16 protein-coding genes are annotated in these 18,598 nt (G+C 63.2%); 13 read left to right on the forward strand and 3 right to left on the reverse strand.

Annotated features, from left to right (window positions below):
• Positions 1–331 precede the first annotated feature (331 nt).
• The 13 genes from ACYVHT_RS20485 (at position 332) to ACYVHT_RS20545 (ending at position 15,567) form a co-directional block, all read left to right on the forward strand.
• Positions 332–709, forward strand: a complete 378-nt coding sequence (locus tag ACYVHT_RS20485; protein WP_460556551.1) for a response regulator transcription factor — start codon at positions 332–334, stop codon at positions 707–709.
• A complete protein-coding gene (locus tag ACYVHT_RS20490) occupies positions 706–1,893 on the forward strand; it encodes a sugar transferase (protein ID WP_460556553.1) in 1,188 nt (395 codons plus the stop codon). Before ACYVHT_RS20485 ends, ACYVHT_RS20490 begins: the two co-directional genes overlap by 4 nt.
• The gene (locus tag ACYVHT_RS20495) at positions 1,890–2,636 is read left to right on the forward strand and encodes a TolC family protein (RefSeq protein ID WP_460556556.1); all 747 of its coding nucleotides are present in this window, start codon (positions 1,890–1,892) and stop codon (positions 2,634–2,636) included. Before ACYVHT_RS20490 ends, ACYVHT_RS20495 begins: the two co-directional genes overlap by 4 nt.
• Positions 2,633–4,762 carry a GumC family protein gene (locus ACYVHT_RS20500; protein WP_460556559.1) on the forward strand — a complete coding sequence of 710 codons (2,130 nt, stop codon included), beginning with the start codon at positions 2,633–2,635 and terminating at the stop codon, positions 4,760–4,762. Before ACYVHT_RS20495 ends, ACYVHT_RS20500 begins: the two co-directional genes overlap by 4 nt.
• 7 nt (positions 4,763–4,769) lie before the next feature.
• Positions 4,770–6,215 (forward strand): O-antigen ligase family protein, encoded by a 1,446-nt coding sequence (locus ACYVHT_RS20505; RefSeq protein ID WP_460556562.1) that lies wholly within the window; start codon positions 4,770–4,772, stop codon positions 6,213–6,215.
• Positions 6,208–7,119, forward strand: a complete 912-nt coding sequence (locus ACYVHT_RS20510; RefSeq protein ID WP_460556565.1) for a glycosyltransferase family 2 protein — start codon at positions 6,208–6,210, stop codon at positions 7,117–7,119. Before ACYVHT_RS20505 ends, ACYVHT_RS20510 begins: the two co-directional genes overlap by 8 nt.
• A gap of 46 nt (positions 7,120–7,165) precedes the next feature.
• Positions 7,166–8,221, forward strand: a complete 1,056-nt coding sequence (locus ACYVHT_RS20515; RefSeq protein WP_460556568.1) for an acyltransferase family protein — start codon at positions 7,166–7,168, stop codon at positions 8,219–8,221.
• Positions 8,222–8,275: 54 nt separating this feature from the next.
• Positions 8,276–9,478: a glycosyltransferase gene (locus ACYVHT_RS20520; RefSeq protein ID WP_460556570.1), complete on the forward strand. Its 1,203-nt coding sequence runs from the start codon at positions 8,276–8,278 to the stop codon at positions 9,476–9,478.
• A 121-nt stretch (positions 9,479–9,599) separates the two neighbouring features.
• Positions 9,600–10,799 (forward strand): glycosyltransferase family protein, encoded by a 1,200-nt coding sequence (locus tag ACYVHT_RS20525; RefSeq protein ID WP_460556573.1) that lies wholly within the window; start codon positions 9,600–9,602, stop codon positions 10,797–10,799.
• Positions 10,800–10,829: 30 nt separating this feature from the next.
• On the forward strand, positions 10,830–12,059 hold the full coding sequence (locus tag ACYVHT_RS20530; protein ID WP_460556576.1) for a glycosyltransferase family 4 protein: 1,230 nt from the start codon (positions 10,830–10,832) through the stop codon (positions 12,057–12,059).
• A gap of 34 nt (positions 12,060–12,093) precedes the next feature.
• Positions 12,094–13,254 carry a glycosyltransferase family 2 protein gene (locus tag ACYVHT_RS20535; RefSeq protein ID WP_460556579.1) on the forward strand — a complete coding sequence of 387 codons (1,161 nt, stop codon included), beginning with the start codon at positions 12,094–12,096 and terminating at the stop codon, positions 13,252–13,254.
• 64 nt (positions 13,255–13,318) lie between these two features.
• A complete protein-coding gene (locus ACYVHT_RS20540) occupies positions 13,319–14,713 on the forward strand; it encodes an oligosaccharide flippase family protein (protein WP_460556582.1) in 1,395 nt (464 codons plus the stop codon).
• The gene (locus tag ACYVHT_RS20545) at positions 14,710–15,567 is read left to right on the forward strand and encodes a core-2/I-branching beta-1,6-N-acetylglucosaminyltransferase family protein (RefSeq protein WP_460556585.1); all 858 of its coding nucleotides are present in this window, start codon (positions 14,710–14,712) and stop codon (positions 15,565–15,567) included. The genes ACYVHT_RS20540 and ACYVHT_RS20545 overlap by 4 nt, the downstream gene beginning before the upstream one ends.
• An 80-nt stretch (positions 15,568–15,647) precedes the next feature.
• On the opposite strand, the gene ACYVHT_RS20550 is transcribed toward ACYVHT_RS20545, so the two are convergent.
• The 3 genes from ACYVHT_RS20550 to ACYVHT_RS20560 form a co-directional block, all read right to left on the reverse strand.
• On the reverse strand, positions 15,648–16,496 hold the full coding sequence (locus tag ACYVHT_RS20550; RefSeq protein WP_460556588.1) for a DUF707 domain-containing protein: 849 nt from the start codon (positions 16,494–16,496) through the stop codon (positions 15,648–15,650).
• A gap of 173 nt (positions 16,497–16,669) precedes the next feature.
• The gene (locus tag ACYVHT_RS20555; RefSeq protein WP_460556591.1) at positions 16,670–17,866 is read right to left on the reverse strand and encodes an acyltransferase family protein; all 1,197 of its coding nucleotides are present in this window, start codon (positions 17,864–17,866) and stop codon (positions 16,670–16,672) included.
• 348 nt (positions 17,867–18,214) lie between these two features.
• Positions 18,215–18,598 (reverse strand): T9SS type A sorting domain-containing protein (locus ACYVHT_RS20560; RefSeq protein ID WP_460556593.1); only part of this gene is annotated, 384 nt, incomplete at its 5' end.

Here is an 18,598-nt window from a genome sequence, read left to right on the forward strand (position 1 = left end):
TCTTCGGCCGGCCGCTGGTTGTCAAAATCAACTTAATCCAACTCCTGCCGCGCTCATGGTCAAGCCCTCCGTCTTTGAAACAAAAAATGGCCGTTGGCGGCGAAACCGGCTTTCCCCATAAATGTGCTAAAACGCCGGGACGCGCCTGCCGATTCTTTTCCCAAAGCGGCTTGCCAAGAGCACAAAACCAACATTATTTTACATTGAAACTGCTTTGGAGGGTATTTTCAGGAGTAAGTTTACAGATAGTTGCCTCTGCTAAAAAAAGCCTGCCCCTTCATTCCAACGTCTTTTGCTGAAAGTATCTGTTGCGCTGAAATTTTAAGAACGGATGAAGAAAACGCTACTCATTGTTGACGACGAGCCCTCCATTCGGCTGATACTGGCTCATTATTTTACCTCCGATTTCGACGTGGTCCTCAAGGCCAACGGACTGGAGGCCATGGAGTGGCTGGAGGCCGGCAACAGCCCGGACGCCATTGTGGCCGATTACGACATGCCGGTGATGAACGGGCCGGATTTTATCCGGCAGATTCGGGCCAGCAGCCTGCACCGCGACGTGGGCCTGATTATTCTGTCGGGCAAGGACAACACGAGCAGCAAAATCCAGTGCCTCAAGCTGGGAGCCGATGACTATCTGGTAAAGCCCTTCAACCCCGAAGAGCTGAGTTTGCGCATTCAGAACATGCTTAACCGCATCCGGATATGAAGCCAACACCTACTAAAATCACCGTTCTGTACCTCACCGCCGACCCCGCCGAAGCCCAGCGCTTTGCGCAGGAGTTTGCGCAGGAGCTGGAGGTGCTCGTCGCCACTTCGCCGGCCCAGGCCCTGAGCTACTGCCAGGGGCAGCCGGTTCCGTTTGCCGCCATCCTGCACGCCACCGACCCGGCCTCGCCCATGGGCCTGCGCCTGATGCGGCTGCTGAAGGGCGAGCTGCAGCTGCCCCAGCCCGTGCTCTGGCTGCTGAAAGCCACGCCCGCCCCGGCCCTGCAGAAACTGCTGCTCGAAACCGGCGACAGCGAAATCTTTGCGGCCGATACCGACCACGAAGCCCTGCTCACCCGGCTCTATTTCTTGTCGCGCCCGCGCCAGGCGGCCAGCGAAACCCGCAGCCCCTACGAGCTGCGCATGCCGTTGGGCAAGCGCCTGCTGGACGTGCTGTGCGCGGGCCTGGCCCTGCTGCTGCTGGCCCCGGTGCTGCTGCTGCTGGCCATCCTCATCAAGCTGGAGTCGCGCGGGCCGGCGTTTTACTATTCCTACCGGGTGGGGGCGGGCTACCGGGTGTTTAAGTTCTGGAAGCTGCGCTCGATGCGCCCGGATGCCGACAAGCTGCTGGGCTCGGTGAAAGGCCTGAACCAGTACCAGTCGGCGGGGTCGTCGGGCAGCCCCCAAATGGCGATGGCGGGGCTGTGCGCCAGCTGTGCGGCGGCCGGCACCGGCTGCCAGCAGCAGCTGGTGGACCAGCGCGGCCAGCTGATATGCGAGCAGCAGTACCGCCAGCAGCAAAAAGAAGCCGAAGCCCCGGCCTTCCTGAAAATTGCTAACGACCCGCGCGTCACGCGCATTGGCCGCTTCATTCGCAACACCAGCCTCGACGAGCTGCCGCAGCTCTATAACGTGCTGCGGGGCGATATGTCGCTGGTGGGCAACCGCCCGCTGCCGCTCTACGAGGCCGAGAAGCTGCTCACCGACGAGTATTCGCGGCGGTTCATTGCCCCGGCCGGCATCACGGGCCTCTGGCAGGTGAGCCGGCGCGGCAAGGGCGGGGAAATGTCGGAGGCCGAGCGCAAAGAGCTCGACAACGAGTATGCCCGCGAATATTCCATGAAAAAAGACCTGGAAATTATCTTACGGACCATTCCGGCGCTTTTTCAGAAGGAGAATGTATGATAAAAACGCTTGTAAGCACATTACTGCTGACGCTGGGCGCGGCGGCGGCGTGGGGCCAGGAAACCCGGCCGGCCCCGGCGGAAGGCTGGCAAACCACTTTTTTTGAGGCCCCCACGGTGGCGCTGCCGCTGCTTACGGCGGCGGCCGTGCAGCACTCGGCGCAGCTGAAGGCCCTGGATAAGGAGGTGGCCATCAGCCAGCAAGACGTTCAAATCGCCAAAAAAGGCATTCTCAACATTGTTTCGCTGGGCGGTAGCTACACCTACGGCAACCTGGCCGGCGTGGCCCTGGCCGACCCCAGCAACCCCAGCCAGTTCACCACCTTCAGCTCCGGCCGCTACTCTACCGGCGTGGGCGTGACGCTGCCGCTCGACCGGGTGGCCACGCGGGGCAACACCATCCGGCGCGAAAAGCTGAACGTGGAGCGCGCCCAGTCGCTGCGCCAGGAACGGGAGAACGAGATTCGCCAGCTGGTCATTCAGAGCTACCAGAACGTGCTGCTGGCCAAGAAGCTGCTCACCATTCGGCAGGAAGCATCGGTGACGGTGCAAACCAGCTACCGGCTGGCCGAAAAGCAGTTTCGCCAGGGCCAGCTGTCGCTGCCCGACTTTTCGGTGGCCAGCAATTCTCTCACCGAAGTGGCCGTGGCCGAAACCAGCGCCCGCACGCAGTACGAAACCGCGTTTATGCTGCTGGAAGAGCTGACCGGGGCCCGGATTTCAACCTTAATGACGAACCGATGAGTTTAGCGGACCTTTTCCGGCTGCTGGCGCGCAAGTGGCCGCTGCTGCTGCTGGTGCCCCTGGTACTCAGCGCTTCTACGTATTACTTTGGCCGCCACATGCCGAAGGTGTACGCCTCCGATACCATTATCTATACGGGCATCGCCTCGGGCTATTCGCTCACCGGCAACGCCGGGTCCGACTTCAATGCCACCAATAATGCCTTCGACAACCTGGTGAACCTGATTACGGCCCGCTCCACGAAGGAGGAGGTGGTGTATCAGCTGCTGGCCACGCACCTGTGGCAGGCCCGGCAGCAGCCTGAGCTGCTGGCCAAGGCCCCCTACGATGCCCTGCGCGAAAGCCTGCCCACCCTGCTGCGCCAGCGCCTGACGGGCCCCACCCGCGAGGCTACCCTGGACAGCGTGCGCCGCTTCGCCCACGCCGACGATACCAATGCCCTGGTGCAGCTGCTGAACTCCAACAACGCGACCTACTCGCTGGATGCGCTTTCGCGCCTGAAGGCTACCCGCGTGGCTTCGAGCGACCTGGTGCGCCTGGAATTTGAGAGCTACAACCCCGAGCTGGCCCGCTACACGCTGGCCCTGGTGACGCAGGTGTTTCTGGCCGAATCCAAGAACCTGCGCGAGGGCCAGACCGACTCCGTGATTGACTACTACGAGCGGGAGTTGGCGAAGGCCAAAGACCGGCTGGCCAAGGCCGAAGGAGAAAACCTTGCCTTCAACCGCGACAACAACATCATCAACTACGAGGCGCAGTCGAAGGACGTGGCGGCGGAAAAAGAGGCCCTGGCCAGCGACATGACCCAAGTGAGCCAGCAATACGCCGGCGCACTGGCCGCCCTCAATGCCGTGAACCGCAAGCTGGGCGGCCGGGAAGCGGCCGTGCTCAGCAGCCGCCAGGTGGTGGAGCAGCGCCAGAAGCTGAGCCAGCTGAACGCCGCCCTGGCCGACCAGCAGCTGTTTGCCCAGCAGGGCGAAGCCGGGCAGTCGGCCAAAGCCCGGCAGCTGCAGGACGAAGCCGACAAGGTGGCGCAAAGCATTCAGAACAACGTGGATAGCTACTTCACGCGCAGCAACTCGCCCGAAGGCATCCCGAACAAGGAGCTGCTCAACGAATGGGTGCAGGACATGGTGCTGGTGGAGTCGAACCGCGCCAAGCTGGGGGTGATGAACCGCCGCAAGCAGGAGTTTGAGCGCGAGTACCAGCGCATGGCCCCGCTGGGCGCCACGCTCAAGCGCATTGAGCGCGAAATCGACTTATCGGAAAAAGCCTACCTCTCGGCCCTTACCAGCCTGAACTCGAGCAAGGCCTCGAAGCAGAACACCCAGCTCACGGCCAACCTCAAAATCATTGACCCGCCCAACCTGCCCCTGCACCCCCGCACCAGCAAGCTGCTGCTGCTGGTGCTGCTGAGCGGCGCGGGCGGCTTCGTGTTTGCGGCCGGCCTGGTGGTGGGCCTGGGCCTGCTCGATAAATCGTTGAAGAAACCCTCGGTGGCCGAGCGGGAGATTGGCCTGCCGGTGGCGGGCTACATGCTCGACACCCAGGCCAAAACCACCAAGCTGCTGCAGGCCAGCAAGCAGCGCAGCCTGGGCCAGCTGGTGCGGCACATTCTGCTGAAGGCCAACACGCCGCCCGCGCCCGCGCCGTTTGTGGTGGGCATTTTCAGCGTGCAGCGGCAGGAGGGCAAAACCACCCTGTGCCAGGCCCTGGCCCAGCGCTGCCACGAGATGGGCGTGCAAACCCTGGCCCTGTACCCCGACAGCGAAGGCCACAGCGAAGACCAGGAAGCGCCGTCGCTGTTCTACCCGTCGGAAATGGCCGCCGTGCAGGGCTGGCAGCTGGAGCAGCTGGTGCAGCACGCGCAGCCCAAGCAGATGCCGGAAGAAACCACCCCCAACGTGCAGGTCATCTTCGTGGAGTTTCCGGCCCTGCGCGAGGAGGTGCTGCCGGTGGGCATTTTGCACCAGCTGCATCTGATTTTTCTGACGGTGCCGGCCTCCCGCGCCTGGCGGCTCGCCGACCACCAGACGGTGGAGCGCCTGCGCGCCGCCACCACGGCCCCGGTCGAAGTGGTGCTCTCGGGCGTGGCCCTTCACCACAGCGAGGAGGACCTGAGCTAAGCCGGCCATGAAAACCGCCCCGCCTCTTTCCGAAGCCCTGCTCAACTCGCGCTGGCTGCTGCCGTTGCTGCTGCTGGGGGCGCTGGCAGCCGGCTGGCTGGCCAGCCTGGTGGGGCCCGTGCTGCCCGGGCTGCTGGTGGTGGTGCCCGCCCTGCTCCTGTTTGTGGTGCTGGTGTTCCGGTCGCCGCACGCGGGCTTCGTGGTGTTCGTCAGCTACTGCTTCGTCATCAACTTCCTGTCGCGGCATTCCACCGTGCCCGTGGGGCTGGCCATGGAGGGCATTCTGGTGAGCACCTGGCTGGCGGTGCTGTTTTACCACCGCGAGCCGCCGCAGTGGCGCCGGGTGCGCAACGACTTGTGCCTGCTCACCTTCGCCTGGTTTGTCATCAACATCCTGGAGCTGCTGAACCCGGCGGGCGTGAGCGTGGCCGGCTGGTTCAACGAGTGCCGCACCAGCACGTTTCTGTGGCTGCTCACGGTGCCGCTGGCGTTTCTGGTGTTCAACCGCAGGGGCGACCTGAACCTGTTCCTCTACCTCGTCATCGGGTTTTCGCTGGTGGGTACGCTCTACGGCATCAAGCAGAAATTCATTGGGGTGGATGCCATGGAGCAGGCCTGGCTCGATGAAGGCCCGGGCACCACCCACATTATCTGGGGCGTGCTGCGCGTGTTTTCGACCTACAGCGATGCCGCCCAGTTTGGCTCGTCGCAGGCGCACATCTGCCTGATTTGCCTGATTCTGGCCCTCGGCCCGTTTTCCTGGCCCAAGAAGCTGCTGCTGGCGGCGGCGGCCGGCCTGCTGCTCTATGGCATGCTGATTTCGGGCACGCGCGGGGCGCTGTTTGTGCTGGCGGTGGGCGTGTTCATCTACCTGGCCCTGAGCAAGCAGCTCAAGGTGCTGCTGCTGGGCTGCGTGGTGGCGGCCGGCGTGTTTTTCATCATGAAATACACCCACATCGGCGACAGCAACCAGAGCGTGTACCGCATGCGCTCGGCCCTCGACCCCAACGACCCCTCGTTTCAGTTCCGCCTCAACAACCAGAAAACCATGCGCGAATACCTCGCCACCCGGCCTTTTGGCGGGGGCGTGGGCGTGATGGGGGCCTGGGGCAAAACCTACAACAAGGATAAATTCCTCTCGCATATTCCGCCGGACAGCTACTTCGTGAAAATCTGGGGGCAGTACGGCATCGTGGGGTTCCTCATCTGGTTCGGCATCATGCTCTACATTCTGGGCAAGTGCGCCGGCATTGTCTGGAACACGCGCGACCCGCGGCTGCGCCAGAAGCTACTGGCCCTCACGGCCGGCTACGGCGGCATTCTGATGTGCAGCTACGGCAACGAAATCATGAACCAGATGCCGTCGTCGATGCTGCTCTACGTGTCCTGGGTGCTGGTTTTTCTGGGCCCCTCCTTCGATACCCCGTCCTTAAAAGCCGCTGCCCATGCGTAAGCCGCTGGTTTCCATCATTTCCATCAACTACAACCAGGCCCAGGTGACCTGCGCCCTGCTGGCTTCGCTGCGCCGCCTCACCTACCCCCACTACGAGGTGATTGTGGTGGACAACGCCTCGCCCACCGAAGACCCGGCCCCCATTGCCGAGCAGTTTCCGGAAGTGCAGCTCATCCGCTCGGCCGAAAACCTGGGCTTTGCGGGCGGCAACAACTTGGGCATTAAAGCCGCCAAAGGCGACTATTGCCTGTTTCTGAACAACGACACCGAAGTGGTGCCGCACCTGCTGGAGCCGCTGGTGGCCGTGTTCGAACGCGACGCGCAGGTGGGCGTGGTGTCGCCCAAAATTATTTTCTACGGCACCAACGACCTGATTCAGTACGCGGGTTGCACCGGCATCAGCCCGCTCACGGGCCGGGGCTTTGTGATTGGGGCCCTGGAGCCCGATGCCGGGCAGTACAACACCTCGCACCGCACCGCCCTGGCCCACGGCGCGGCCATGATGGTGCCCACCCACGTCATCCGGCAGGCCGGCCTCATGCCCGAGCTGTACTTCCTGTACTACGAGGAGCTGGACTGGTGCGAGATGATTAAGCGCATGGGCTACCACAGCTACTACGAGGCCGGGGCCACGGTGTACCACAAGGAGTCGGTATCGGTGGGGCAGGGCTCGGTGCTGCGCACGTATTACCTGAACCGCAACCGCCTGCTCTACATCCGGCGCAACGCGCGCGGCTGGCGGCTGTGGAGCGGCTGCCTGTTTTTCCTGTCGGTGGCGCTGCCCAAAATCAGCCTGCGCCACGCCAGCCGGCGCGAGTGGGACCACCTGCGCGCCCTGTGGCGCGGCCTGAAATGGCACCTGCAGGGCCACAACATTCACGAAAACCATTTTCTATCCCGCTAGCCCGTTGGCCGGCCACCAGCCCTCCACCCCCAGACTCGTCGTTCCGATGCATCCTTCCGCGCCGTTGCTCAGGGCTCCCGCCCGCCCCGCCGTTGCCGAGAAACAGGTGTTTATCAGTTTCGCGCGCGGTCTTTCCATGGGCTCCATCGTGCTCTACCATCTGCTGATAAATGCGCAGCTGCCGCCCCTGCTGGCCCGCGCCAACCAGATAGGCGGCGCGGGCATCTACGTTTTTCTGTTTGCGTCCAGCTACGGCCTCTATTTCTCGCGCACCACCAGCTGGGGCAGCTTCTACTTTAAACGGTTTCAGAAAATACTGGTCCCTTACTACGTGGCCATTACACTGATTTTCATCGTCAACCAGTTCGTGGTGCTGTATCCGGCCGGCTGGCCGGCGTACCTGAGCCATGTGCTGCTGTACAAAATGTTTTTCCCGCAGTACATGGAGAGCTTCGGGCCGCATTTCTGGTTCATATCCACTATTGTGCAGTTCTACCTGCTGTGGCCGGCGCTGCTGGCGGTTTCGCGGCGCCTGTCGGCCCCGGCGCTGCTGTGCGGGGCGCTGCTCATCTCATTGCTCTACAGCGGGCTGCTGCTGCGGCTGGGCGTGCAGCACGAGCGGGTGTGGTGCAGCTCGGCCGTGCAGTACCTGTGGCTGTTTGCGCTGGGCCTGGTGACGGCCCGCGAGCAGTGGCTGCCCCGGCTGCTGCAGCTGGGGGCCGGGCGCTTCGGCCTGCTGCTGGGCGGGGCGCTGGGCGCGGCGGTGCTGCTCAACCGCTTTGCCGGCGAGCAGGGCAACGTGCTGAACGACTACTTCATGTTCGTTGCCTACTTCTCGGGCTGCGTGCTGCTTTTTCTGCTGGGCCAGCGGCTGCCGGCCCTCACCCGCGCCACGCTGTGGCTCGAGTCCTTCTCGTTTTCGCTCTACCTCACCCACCTGTTCATCTTCTCGCTCTATCTCAAGGCGGTTTCGCAGCTTGAAATCAGCTTGTATGAAGTGCCCATTGTGGCGGCTATCTGCGTGGCCGGAGCCCTTTTATTCGATAAATTAGTCCAGCCTTTGACGAACTTACGTCTTTGGCACCGCCACCCGGCCGCGTAGCGGCCCAATGGCATGTGCGGGCTTGCGCCCCGGCCCGTTTTCCTGTTTCTTATCATGAGTACCCTGGTTTCACTTTTCTCACTGCTGCTGTACCTGCTGGGTAGCTACCTGCTGCTGAACGTGCTGTACCTGCTGTTTTTTGCCATCGCCGGCCACCGGCGGCCGGTAGCCCTGGTGCCTACTGCCACCGGGGCCGTGCTCCGCCGCATGTGCGTGCTCATGCCCGCCTACCACGCCGATACCGTGATTCAGGAAACCGGCCCCGCCGCCAGCCGCCACGCCTACGCCGGGGCGTTCGCGGTCCACGTCATTGCCGATGGCCTGCAGCCGGCCACCGTGGCCGCGCTGCGCCAGCAGGGCACCGGCGTGGTCGAGGTCAGCTTCGTGAAAAGCACCAAGGGCAAGGCCCTGCTCGCCGCGCTCGATGCGCTGCCCCGCGCGGCCTACGACGTGGCCGTGATTCTGGACGTGGACAACGAGATGGCCCCCGGCTTCCTGGCCCAGGTCAACGAGGCCTTCGCCGCCGGCTACCGCGTGGTGCAGGGCCACCGCACCGCCAAAAACCTGGACTCGCCCTTCGCCGTGCTCGATGCCTGCAACGAGGAAATCAACAACCACATTTTCCGGCAGGGCCACACGCGCCTGGGCATGTCGTCGGCGCTCATTGGCTCGGGCATGGCTTTCGAGTATGACTACCTCCACCGCCTGCTGCAGGACATCGGCGACACGCCGGGCGAGGACAAGGAGATTGATTTCCGGGTGCTGCGCGACCGCTGCAAAATCGCCTACCTGCCCCAGGCCTTCGTGCTCGACGAGAAAATCCCGAACTCCAAGGTATTTGCCACGCAGCGCACGCGCTGGCTGGCCACCCAGCAGGAGTTTCTGCAGAAGTATTTCCGCGAAGGAATAGCTCAGCTGTTCAGGGGAAACATCGATTTCTTCGACAAGGTGTTGCAGTCCATGCTGTTGCCGCGCATTTTGCTACTGGGCATACTGGGCGCGCTGCTGGTGCTTTCGCTGCTGTGGCCGGTGGGGCCGGCGGCCGGCTACTGGCTGGGGCTGCTCGGCGGCGCGGGGGCCGCCCTGCTGCTGGCCCTGCCGGCGCGGCTCTACACCCGCCAGGTGGGCCAGGCCGTGCTGCACTTGCCGGTGGCGCTGGGGGCCATGGTGCTGGCCCTGCTGCAAATGAAAAAAGCCAAAACCTCCTTCATGCACACCCCGCACGGCGTGGCCTCCACGCCCCGCCCCGGTGCTTAGCCGGCCATTGCCATGCCCTGGGAAATCATCTTTCTGCCCGCCCTTTTTTGTTTAATCATCGGCATTCGGCACGGGCTGCGCGCGGCCGGCCGACGCTAATTTGCCACTCCGTGGTTCGCTTATGAAAGAGCAAAACATCGTCATGCTATGCCAGCAAAACTGGGACATGGGCCTGGCGTTCAATGCTAAAAACCTGGCCAAGGAATTTGCGAAGCACAACCAGGTCCTGTTCGTAAACCTGCCGCTGGACCTGAATACGGTGCTGAGGGATTCCCGCGATGCCGTTGTGAAACAGCGCATCCGGGTGTGGCGCGGCCAGGAGGCCAGCCTGGTGCAGGCCGGGCCCAACCTCTGGGTGCTCACGCCCCCGGTGCTGAGCCTGTCCATCAACTGGCTGTCGTCGAAATCGTTGTTTCGCAAGCTGAACCGCTGGAACAGCCAGCTGCTGGCCGCCAGCATCCGCAAAGCCGCCGAAGCCATTGGGTTTTCTGCATACCACTTTTTTCAGGACGGCATTATTCCCCAAGGGCTGGAAATGAAGCGCTTGCTGGCTCCGCTCAGCTTCACCTACTACGTGCGCGACTACGTGCTGGGCCAGCCCTACTTCCGGCGGCACGGGCCGTGGGTAGAGGCCGAGCTGTGCCGCCAGGCCGATGTGGTGGTGGCCAACTCTGCCTATCTGGGCGACTACGCGCGGGCGCACAACCCGCACAGCTACGACATTGGCCAGGGCTGCGTGCTGGCCCAGTACGACGCCACCGCCCGGCACGCCGTGCCCGCCGACCTGGCGGCCGTGCCCCGGCCCACCATCGGCTACACCGGCTTCCTCACGGAAATGCGCCTGGACATCGACCTGCTGCTGACCATTGCCCGCGAGCGCCCGCACTGGAACCTGGTGCTGATAGGCCCCGAGGACGAGGCCTTCCGGCGCAGCGCCCTGCACGGGCTGCCAAACGTGTTTTTCCTGGGCAGCAAGCGCCCCGACCAGCTGGCGGCCTACCTCCAGCATTTCGACGTCTGCATCAATCCGCAGCTGGCCAATGAGCTGACGCAGGGAAACTACCCCCTCAAAATCGACGAATACCTGGCCATGGGCCGGCCGGTGGTGGCCACCCACACGCGGGCCATGGACCTGTTTGCCCCCTATACCTACCTGGCCCACACCCCCGCCGACTGGCTGCACCTGCTGGAAAAGGCCCTGGCCGATGCCGGCCCGCGCCCCGCCGCCGAGGGCATTGCCTTCGCCCAAAGCCATACCTGGGCGGCCAGCGCCCAGGCCCTGTACCACGCCCTGGCCGCCACCCGGCTGCAGGCCGTCTGAGCCGGTGCCTTCACCTTTTTACGCTGCTTTATGACCCCGACTTCTTCAAACTCATTGCCGCTGACTGCTCCCCCTGCTGGCGCCAGCCCACGTCCGGCGGCACCGCGGCGGCGCATTGGCATCGAAGCCCAGCGGCTGTTCCGGCCCCGAAAGTACGGCATGGACGTGGTGGCGCTGGAGCTCATCCGGCACCTGCAGGAAATTGATACGGAGAACGAATACTTCATTTTCGTGAAGCCCGACGAAGACCGGGAAGTCATTCGGGAAACGCCCAACTTTCGCATCATCGAAGTGCCCGGCGGGCCCTACCCCTATTGGGAGCAGGTGCTGCTGCCGCGGGCGGCGGCGCAGGCCGGCATCGAACTGCTGCACTGCACCAGCAACACGGCCCCGCTGCGGGCCGGCCGGCCGCTGGTGCTCACGCTGCACGACGTCATCTTTCTGGAGCCGCTGAACCTGCGCCTGGGCACTTGGTACCAGCGCCTGGGCAACCTCTACCGTCGCTGGAACGTGCCCCGCGTGGTGCACGCCTGCCAGCGCATCATCACCATCTCGCACTTCGAGGGCCGCCGCATTCGGGAAAAGCTGCCCCTGCCCGACGGCCAGCTGCAAGTGGTGTACAACGGGGTGGGCCAGCAGTTCCGGGCCGTGACCGACCCGGCCGTGCTGGCCGATGCCCGGCGCCGCCTGGAGCTGCCCGACCAGTTTATGCTGTTCATGGCCAACACCGACCCCAAGAAGAACTTCCGGGGCCTGCTCAGGGCCATGGCGCAGCTCAAAGCTCAGCAGCAGCTCAAGCTGAAGCTGGTCATTTTGAATTTCAAGGAAGCTGATTTACAGGCCTTGCTGAATGAGCTGAGCCTGACCGATTTGCGGGCCGACATCAAGCTCTGCGGCTACGTGCTGACCTCAGACCTGCCCACCCTGTACAGCCTGGCCGAGCTGTTTCTGTACCCCTCCCTGCGCGAAGGCTTTGGGTTGCCCATTCTGGAAGCCATGTCCTGCGGCACCCCGGTTATCACGAGCAACACCTCGGCCATGCCCGAAGTGGCCGGCGATGCCGCTGTGCTCATCGACCCCTTCCGGCCCGAAACCATTGCCGCCGCCATCATGCGCCTGCAAAACGACCCGGCCGAACGGGCCGCGCTGGTGGCCAAAGGCTTCCTGCGCATCCGGCAGTTTTCGTGGCAGGAAACGGCCCGGCAGGTGCGTGCAGTGTATGAGGAAGTGCTGGCCCGGCAGTCGCATTCCGCACGGTAGCTTCTTGTTTCTGAATTCGTTATACCTCTCATTTATGCTGCAATATCTATTCTGGTTGGCCCTGGCCGTGGTGCTTTATACCTACCTGGGCTATGCCCTGGTGGTGGGCCTGTGGGCGCGCCTGGCGCGGCGGCCGGCCCCCGCCGCCGGGCCGGCGTTTGAGCCGGAGGTGACGCTGGTGGTGCCGGCCTACAACGAGGCCGATATTCTGGCCGAGAAAGTGCGCAACTGCCTGGCCCTCGACTATCCGGCCGAAAAGCTGCGCCTGCTGTTCATCACCGACGGCTCGAACGACCACTCGGGCGAGGTGCTGGCGGCTTTTCCCACCGTGCAGCACCTGCACGCCCCGGAGCGGGCCGGCAAGTCGATGGCCGAAAACCGCGCCATTCGCTACGTGACCACGCCCTACGTCATCTTCACCGACTGCAACACCATGCTCAACCCCGAGGCGGTGCGCCGCCTGGTGCGCCACTACGCCAACCCCGCCGTGGGCGCGGTATCGGGCGAGAAGCGGGTGCTGAGCGACGGCAGCACCTCGGGCGCGGGCGAAGGCCTGTACTGGAAATACGAGTCGTTTCTGAAGCGCTGCGACTCGCGCATCTACAGCCTGATGGGCGCGGCCGGCGAGCTGGTTTCCTTCCGCACCAGCCTGTTCAGGCCCCTGGAGGCCGATACCATTCTCGATGACTTCGTGCAGTCCATGCGCATCGTCGATGCCGGCTATCAGGTTATGTATGAGCCCGAAGCCTACGCCATGGAGCCGCCGTCCTTCTCGCTCGGCGAGGAGATGAAGCGCAAGGTGCGCATCTGCGCGGGCGGCTGGCAGGCCATGTCCCGGCTGCTGTCGCTGCTCAACCCGTTTCGGCAGCCGGTGGTGGCGTTTCTCTACTTCTCGCACCGGGTGCTGCGCTGGACGCTGACGCCCGCCCTGCTGGCCGCGCTGCTGCCGCTCAATGCCGTGCTGGCCGCGCAATACGGCGGCTTCTATGCGCTGCTGCTGGCGCTGCAAGGGGCTTTTTATGGCGCGGCGGCGCTGGGCTGGTGGCGGGCGGCACAGGGCAAGCCGGCCGGGCCGCTGTTGGTGCCGCTTTATTTTACGATGATGAACGTGGCCGTTTTTCAGGGCGCGGTCCGGTTTTTCCGCAACAGCCAGCCCGCTGCCTGGGCCAAGGCGCAGCGGGCGGCAGCCCGTTAACAAGCCCCGGCCTTAGCCTGCACTTCCGGCCCTTACGGCCCTGTCTGCAAGCACTTTGCACACCATGAGAAAGCTTTTGCCTGCTAAACTGTATTCGTACCTCGGCAACAACCAGTTCCTGTCGCTGGCCGGCAACGTGGCGGTGTCGGGGCTGGGCATTGTGTCGTTGGGGCTGCTCTACCGGGCGCTGCCCATCCGGGAAGTGGGCCTGTGGATTTTCTTCATTTCCAACATTGGCCTGGCCGATGCTTTCCGGACGGGTTTCCTCACCACGGCCTTCATCCGGGCCTGCTCGGGGGCCACGCCCGCCCGCAGCGCCGAAGTCATTGGCTCGGCCTGGATTATTGCGCTGGCCATTACGGGCATCATGCTGCTGCTCAACCTGGTAGCGTTATTTCTCCCCTTTGCCCACCAATCCACCGAGATGGCGCTGCTGTTGCGCTGGTTTGGGCTCACGCTGCTGGCCACGCTGCCCTACTACATCGCCACCAACGTGCTGCAGGCCGAAATGAGGTTCGATAAAATCCTGTATATCCGCTTGTTGTCGCAGGGACTGTTTGTGCTGGGCGTGGGCATCATGCTCCTCACCCACACCGGCAGCCTGCAGTACGTGGTGTATTGCTACCTGGCGGCCTCGGTGGGCACCAGCCTGGTTTCGCTGGCCCTGGGCTGGGCGCGGCTGGGCAGCCTGCGTGCCCGCACGGCGGCCTGCATCTGGGAGCTGACGCACTTTGGCAAGTACAGCTTTGGCAGCTACGTGGCCACCAACCTGCTCTCCCTGTCCGACACCTACTTCATCAACTTCATGCTGGGCCCGGCCGCCCTTGCCATCTACAGCGTGGCGGGGCGTTTTGGCGAGATTATCAACATTCCCCTGCGCAGCTTCACGGCCACGGCCATTCCCACGCTTTCGGCCGCCTACCACCAGGGCCGCCTGGCCGAAGTGGCCCGGCTGCTGCGCAAAAACGCGGGCGTGCTCACTTGGGCCTTCGTGCCCATCATTCTGGGCACGGTGCTGCTGGCCGATATTCCGATAGCCCTGGTGGGCGGCAATAAGTACCGGGGCACCGAAGCCGCCAATCTGCTGCGCATCATCATGAGCCTGGCCATTCTGTTTCCCATCGACCGCTTTGTGGGCGTGACGCTCGATGTGGTGAACCAGCCGCGCATCAACATGTACAAAGTGCTTATCATGCTGGCTACCAACATTGCCGGCGACACGGTGGTGCTGCTGCTGTTTCCCAACATCTACGGCATCACGCTGGCCTCGTTCCCCACGGCCATCGTGGGCTTTGTGTACGGCTACCTGCAGCTGAAGCGCTTTTTGCCGCTGTCCATCCGCGACATCATCGTTACCGGTTTCTGGGAGGCGCGCACGCTGCTGTGGGGGGTATTTGGCAAAACTACGCCGCTCAGGCCCTGCCAGGAGCCCACGCAGCCTCAGTCCACGGTCGCATGAGAATTGCCCACCTGATTCTGGCCCACAAAGCGCCGGCCCAGCTGGCGCGCCTGGTGCAGGCCCTGGCCCACCCGCAGGCCGACCTCTACATTCACCTCGACCAGAAGACCGATTATCAGCCCTTTGCCCACCTGGCTGCGCTGCCCAATGTGCAGTTTACCCAGGTTCGGCTCGACGTGAAGTGGGGCGGCTACAGCCTCACGCAGGCCTCGCTGGAGGGCATGCGCGAAATCCTGCACACCGGCCGGCCCTACGATTTCATCAACCTGCTGAGCGGCGAAGACTACCCCATCAAGCCGGTGGCGGCCATCCATGCGTTTCTGGCACGGCACCTCGGCCACTCGTTTCTGGAATACGAGGCGCAGGGCTCGGCCTGGTGGCAGGCCAATGCCAGCCATTTCGACCGGTACCACTTCACCGAGCTCTCGTTTCGGGGGCGGTATGCGCTGCAGCGCGTGCTCAATGCGCTGCTGCCGCGCCGCCGGCCGCCACTGCCGGTGCTCTACGGCGGCAACATGGGCGGCTGGTACACCCTGAGCCGCGAATGCGCGGCCTACGTGCTCGGTTTTCTGGATGCGCGCCCCCGGCTGCAACGCTTCTTCCGGTACACCTGGGGCTCCGATGAGTTTGTGGTTCAATCCATTGTGCTCAACTCGCCGCTGGCGCCCACGGTCATCAACAACAACCTGCGCTACATCGACTGGTCGGGCGGCGGGCACAGTCCCAAAACCTTTACCCCGGCCGACCTGCCCGCGCTACAGGCATCGGCGCGGCTCTACGCCCGCAAGTTCGATGCCCAGCAGGGAGCCGCCGTGCTCGAAGCGCTTGACCAGTCTTTCCAGGAAAGCCGGTAATCGGCCGCAACGCCCCAAAACACACGCCCCCCCAGAGCATTGCTCTGGGGGGGCGTGTGTTTTGGGGCGTTGCGCAGCTGCTAGGCTTTGATGTTGAGGCGGTTTTTCACCCGCGACATCACGTCGTAGTCCTGAATGTGCTGCTTGAGCTTGTCGGCCTGCTCGCGCAGCTTATACAAGCTGAAAATCACGGGGTTGTATTGCTCGCTCACGTATTCGAGGCGGCCGTATTCCACGTAGTTGTCCTTGATGGCGTCGTACTTTTTCACCACTGCTTCCCATTCTTCGTGGGGGTCGGCCTGAATTTTCTTGTACAGCTCGCCGCCGCCCACCGGCCGGGTGTGCTCCATTATCACGTCATCGAACACGGCCATCTCGTTGCGCGGGTAGCCCAGAATCTTCGGCCACACCGAATCCAGGCCCCACGACGACTTGTTTTCGTTGAAGCTCACCAGGCACTTTTGCAGCGCCACGCGGCTGAACAGCGGGGCCATCACCTCCACCTGGCCCACGTAGCGGAGCAGGCAGTTGGGCTTGTTTTTGAAAATGGGCCAGCTGCAGAACGAGTCGTGCGAGAGCGAAGCCTGCGAGATGGCCGTGCCGAAGGTGCGGCTCAGCTCAAACATGCGGTTGATGGCGGCCGTGTCCATCGCAATGTCGTCGTCGAGAAAGAAAAAGTATTCGTACTCGTCGATGAGCTGCGGGGCTTCCGCTGTGAGCAGCGTGTGCAGCATTCGGTACTTGAAGTCCTTCAAGTGGTAGAAATGCTCCACGCCTTCGTAAAGCGCTGGCTCATTGATGACCGGGTGATAAAAAAGCAGGCAGACATCAAACTCTTTTTCCGCCGGATTGCGCAGCCAGTCCGTGGCAAATAGCGTGGAAGCGTTGCCGCACGGGGCCACGACGAGGTTCTTCTTCTTGTTTTCCATACCCATATTCCGTTGGCATTACCGCCCGGGCGAAGATAGCGCCACGTAAGCGAATATACTTGTATTACTTATGGTTTATCGGCTACAGAGCAGGGCTTTTCCAAGGCTGTTGCCACAAATCGATTCGGGTTGGCCGCGCCCGCCGGCAGCCGCTGGTGGCGGGCCGGGGCAGGCTAAATGGCTGGCTCCACCACCGCCGCCAGGGCCACCGAGGGCTGCCGGCGGGTCATGAACGGCCGCTCGCAGAGCAGGAAGAACCCGTAGGCCGCGCCCACAATGGCCACCAGCCCCACGGTGCTCAGCACCAGAAAGCCTGCGAACGGATTGAGGCCCAGCGGCATCAGCACGTACTGCGTCAGCACCTGCAGCAGCGGCGCATGAATGAGGTAGAGGCTGTAGCCAAACGTGCCCACCCACACCAGGGGCTTCCAGCCCATCAGCGCTTTGAGGCCGTGGTGCGCGCCGGCGGGCGTGTGCTGAATGCGGTGGCAGATGACGAGCAGGCACACGCCCCACACGCTTACGCACACATCGATGAGCTGCCACGGAATGACGCTAAACGTCTCGGAGGCAATGGATAGCGCCGCAATGAGGCCGGTGGTGAGCACGAGGGCCGCCGTCCAGTGGGTGGCGGTCAGCCGGGCCCACAGGCCGCTCCGGGCAAAGGAAATATCGGCCCCCAGCATGCCCAGCGCGAAGAGCAGCAGGTAGTGCGGCACGATGCCGTTGGGGTTGTTATTCAGGTCGGGGTAGCTTTTGTGCAGAAATTTCAGCGCGCCCACCAGGGCGAAGGCCCCAACGACGACCAACGCGACGGTGCGCGCCGCCCCGATTTTGCGCCACAGCAGCAGCAGCACCGGAAACAGGAAATAGATGCGCCACTCCACCGAAATAGACCAGAAGGAGTGGTTGATTTTGCCGCCCGTGCTCACCAGCAAATCCTGTATCAGCAGCACATGCATCAGCACGTCGGTTTTGGTGACCGGAATGCTGACATCCCAGTGCGTACCGGTTTTCTGCCCGATGAGCAGCGCAATGAGCAGCAGCGAGAGCAGCATGGCCAGGTAGTAGGGCGGCAGAATGCGCCGCGCCCGCTTTTTGAAAAAGCTCAGCGCCCCGCCTTTCAGCTCGTAATTGGTTTTCAGCACGGGCAGCATCAGGCAGTAGCCCGAGAGCACGATGAAGAAGTTGACCGGGTAATGCCCGTTCTGAAACAGCGCCAGAAACCACGTCTGCGCCGTGGTGAGGGCATACCCCTGCAAGTTGACCTGGAGCAGCGCGTGGTGCACCACCACCACCAGCGCGGCCACGCCGCGCAGGCTGTCGAGGTAGAGCAGGTGTACTTTGTCCCCGGCGTAAGGTTTTTCCATAAGGAGCAGTGAAGCCAGCCGCCACAGGCTGGGTAATGATGAGGAAGCCGCAAGCGCCAGACAGGGTGAGATGCCCCTTGCAACCGGCCCGGATGCACTGAAAAAACGCCGCAACAGGCAAAATCAATTGGCGGCGCAAAGAACCCGAAACCAAATATAATTGCTATGCTTTATTAAATAAACCCCATTTCGCGAGGCGGGCAGCTTTGCGCGGCACAGCCCCGGGCACAGCCGGCACACACCACTGCATTTCTCTTTAACAGTCAATCATCTATCTCCAAAAAAAGAGCCCCGGCCAAATTGGCCGGGGCTCTTTTTTTGCCGGTTCAGGCGTTCAGCCGGAGGGGCTTACTTCTGGATGGACACGCGCACGACTTTCACGTCCTTGCCGCTCTGCAGGCGCACCATGTACAGGCCCGAAGAAGCTTCGGTCACGTTCACGGGCACGATGCGCTCCTCGCCGGCCTGCATCGAGCCGCTGAACAGCGCACTCACGCGCCGGCCCTGCAGGTCGAACAGGTCCACCTGGGCCGGGCCTTCCGTGCCGGCCACCATCCGCACGCGGAACTGGCCGTTGCTCGGGTTCGGCGCGGCTTCGAGCACCGTCTGGCCTTTGGTGCCGGCCGTGCTGCGCGAGGCGTTACCGCTAACGTTGACGGTAACGGTTCCGGTGGCGAAGAGCGTGGGGGTGCAGGCCTCGAGGCCGCCGTACTCGACGAAGTAGCCCGAGGT

The organism is Hymenobacter daeguensis (assembly GCF_054780555.1).

What these genes read in the sequence shown, in the direction of transcription:
- ACYVHT_RS20495 (WP_460556556.1), top strand. Translation starts at nt 1,890, where the DNA reads ATGATAAAAACGCTTGTAAGCACATTACTGCTGACGCTGGGCGCGGCG.
- ACYVHT_RS20500 (WP_460556559.1), top strand. Translation starts at nt 2,633, where the DNA reads ATGAGTTTAGCGGACCTTTTCCGGCTGCTGGCGCGCAAGTGGCCGCTG.
- ACYVHT_RS20485 (WP_460556551.1), top strand. Translation starts at nt 332, where the DNA reads ATGAAGAAAACGCTACTCATTGTTGACGACGAGCCCTCCATTCGGCTG.
- ACYVHT_RS20510 (WP_460556565.1), top strand. Translation starts at nt 6,208, where the DNA reads ATGCGTAAGCCGCTGGTTTCCATCATTTCCATCAACTACAACCAGGCC.
- ACYVHT_RS20530 (WP_460556576.1), top strand. Translation starts at nt 10,830, where the DNA reads ATGACCCCGACTTCTTCAAACTCATTGCCGCTGACTGCTCCCCCTGCT.
- ACYVHT_RS20555 (WP_460556591.1), bottom strand. Translation starts at nt 17,866, where the DNA reads ATGGAAAAACCTTACGCCGGGGACAAAGTACACCTGCTCTACCTCGAC.
- ACYVHT_RS20520 (WP_460556570.1), top strand. Translation starts at nt 8,276, where the DNA reads ATGAGTACCCTGGTTTCACTTTTCTCACTGCTGCTGTACCTGCTGGGT.
- ACYVHT_RS20515 (WP_460556568.1), top strand. Translation starts at nt 7,166, where the DNA reads ATGCATCCTTCCGCGCCGTTGCTCAGGGCTCCCGCCCGCCCCGCCGTT.
- ACYVHT_RS20540 (WP_460556582.1), top strand. Translation starts at nt 13,319, where the DNA reads ATGAGAAAGCTTTTGCCTGCTAAACTGTATTCGTACCTCGGCAACAAC.
- ACYVHT_RS20505 (WP_460556562.1), top strand. Translation starts at nt 4,770, where the DNA reads ATGAAAACCGCCCCGCCTCTTTCCGAAGCCCTGCTCAACTCGCGCTGG.
- ACYVHT_RS20535 (WP_460556579.1), top strand. Translation starts at nt 12,094, where the DNA reads ATGCTGCAATATCTATTCTGGTTGGCCCTGGCCGTGGTGCTTTATACC.
- ACYVHT_RS20525 (WP_460556573.1), top strand. Translation starts at nt 9,600, where the DNA reads ATGAAAGAGCAAAACATCGTCATGCTATGCCAGCAAAACTGGGACATG.
- ACYVHT_RS20490 (WP_460556553.1), top strand. Translation starts at nt 706, where the DNA reads ATGAAGCCAACACCTACTAAAATCACCGTTCTGTACCTCACCGCCGAC.
- ACYVHT_RS20545 (WP_460556585.1), top strand. Translation starts at nt 14,710, where the DNA reads ATGAGAATTGCCCACCTGATTCTGGCCCACAAAGCGCCGGCCCAGCTG.
- ACYVHT_RS20550 (WP_460556588.1), bottom strand. Translation starts at nt 16,496, where the DNA reads ATGGAAAACAAGAAGAAGAACCTCGTCGTGGCCCCGTGCGGCAACGCT.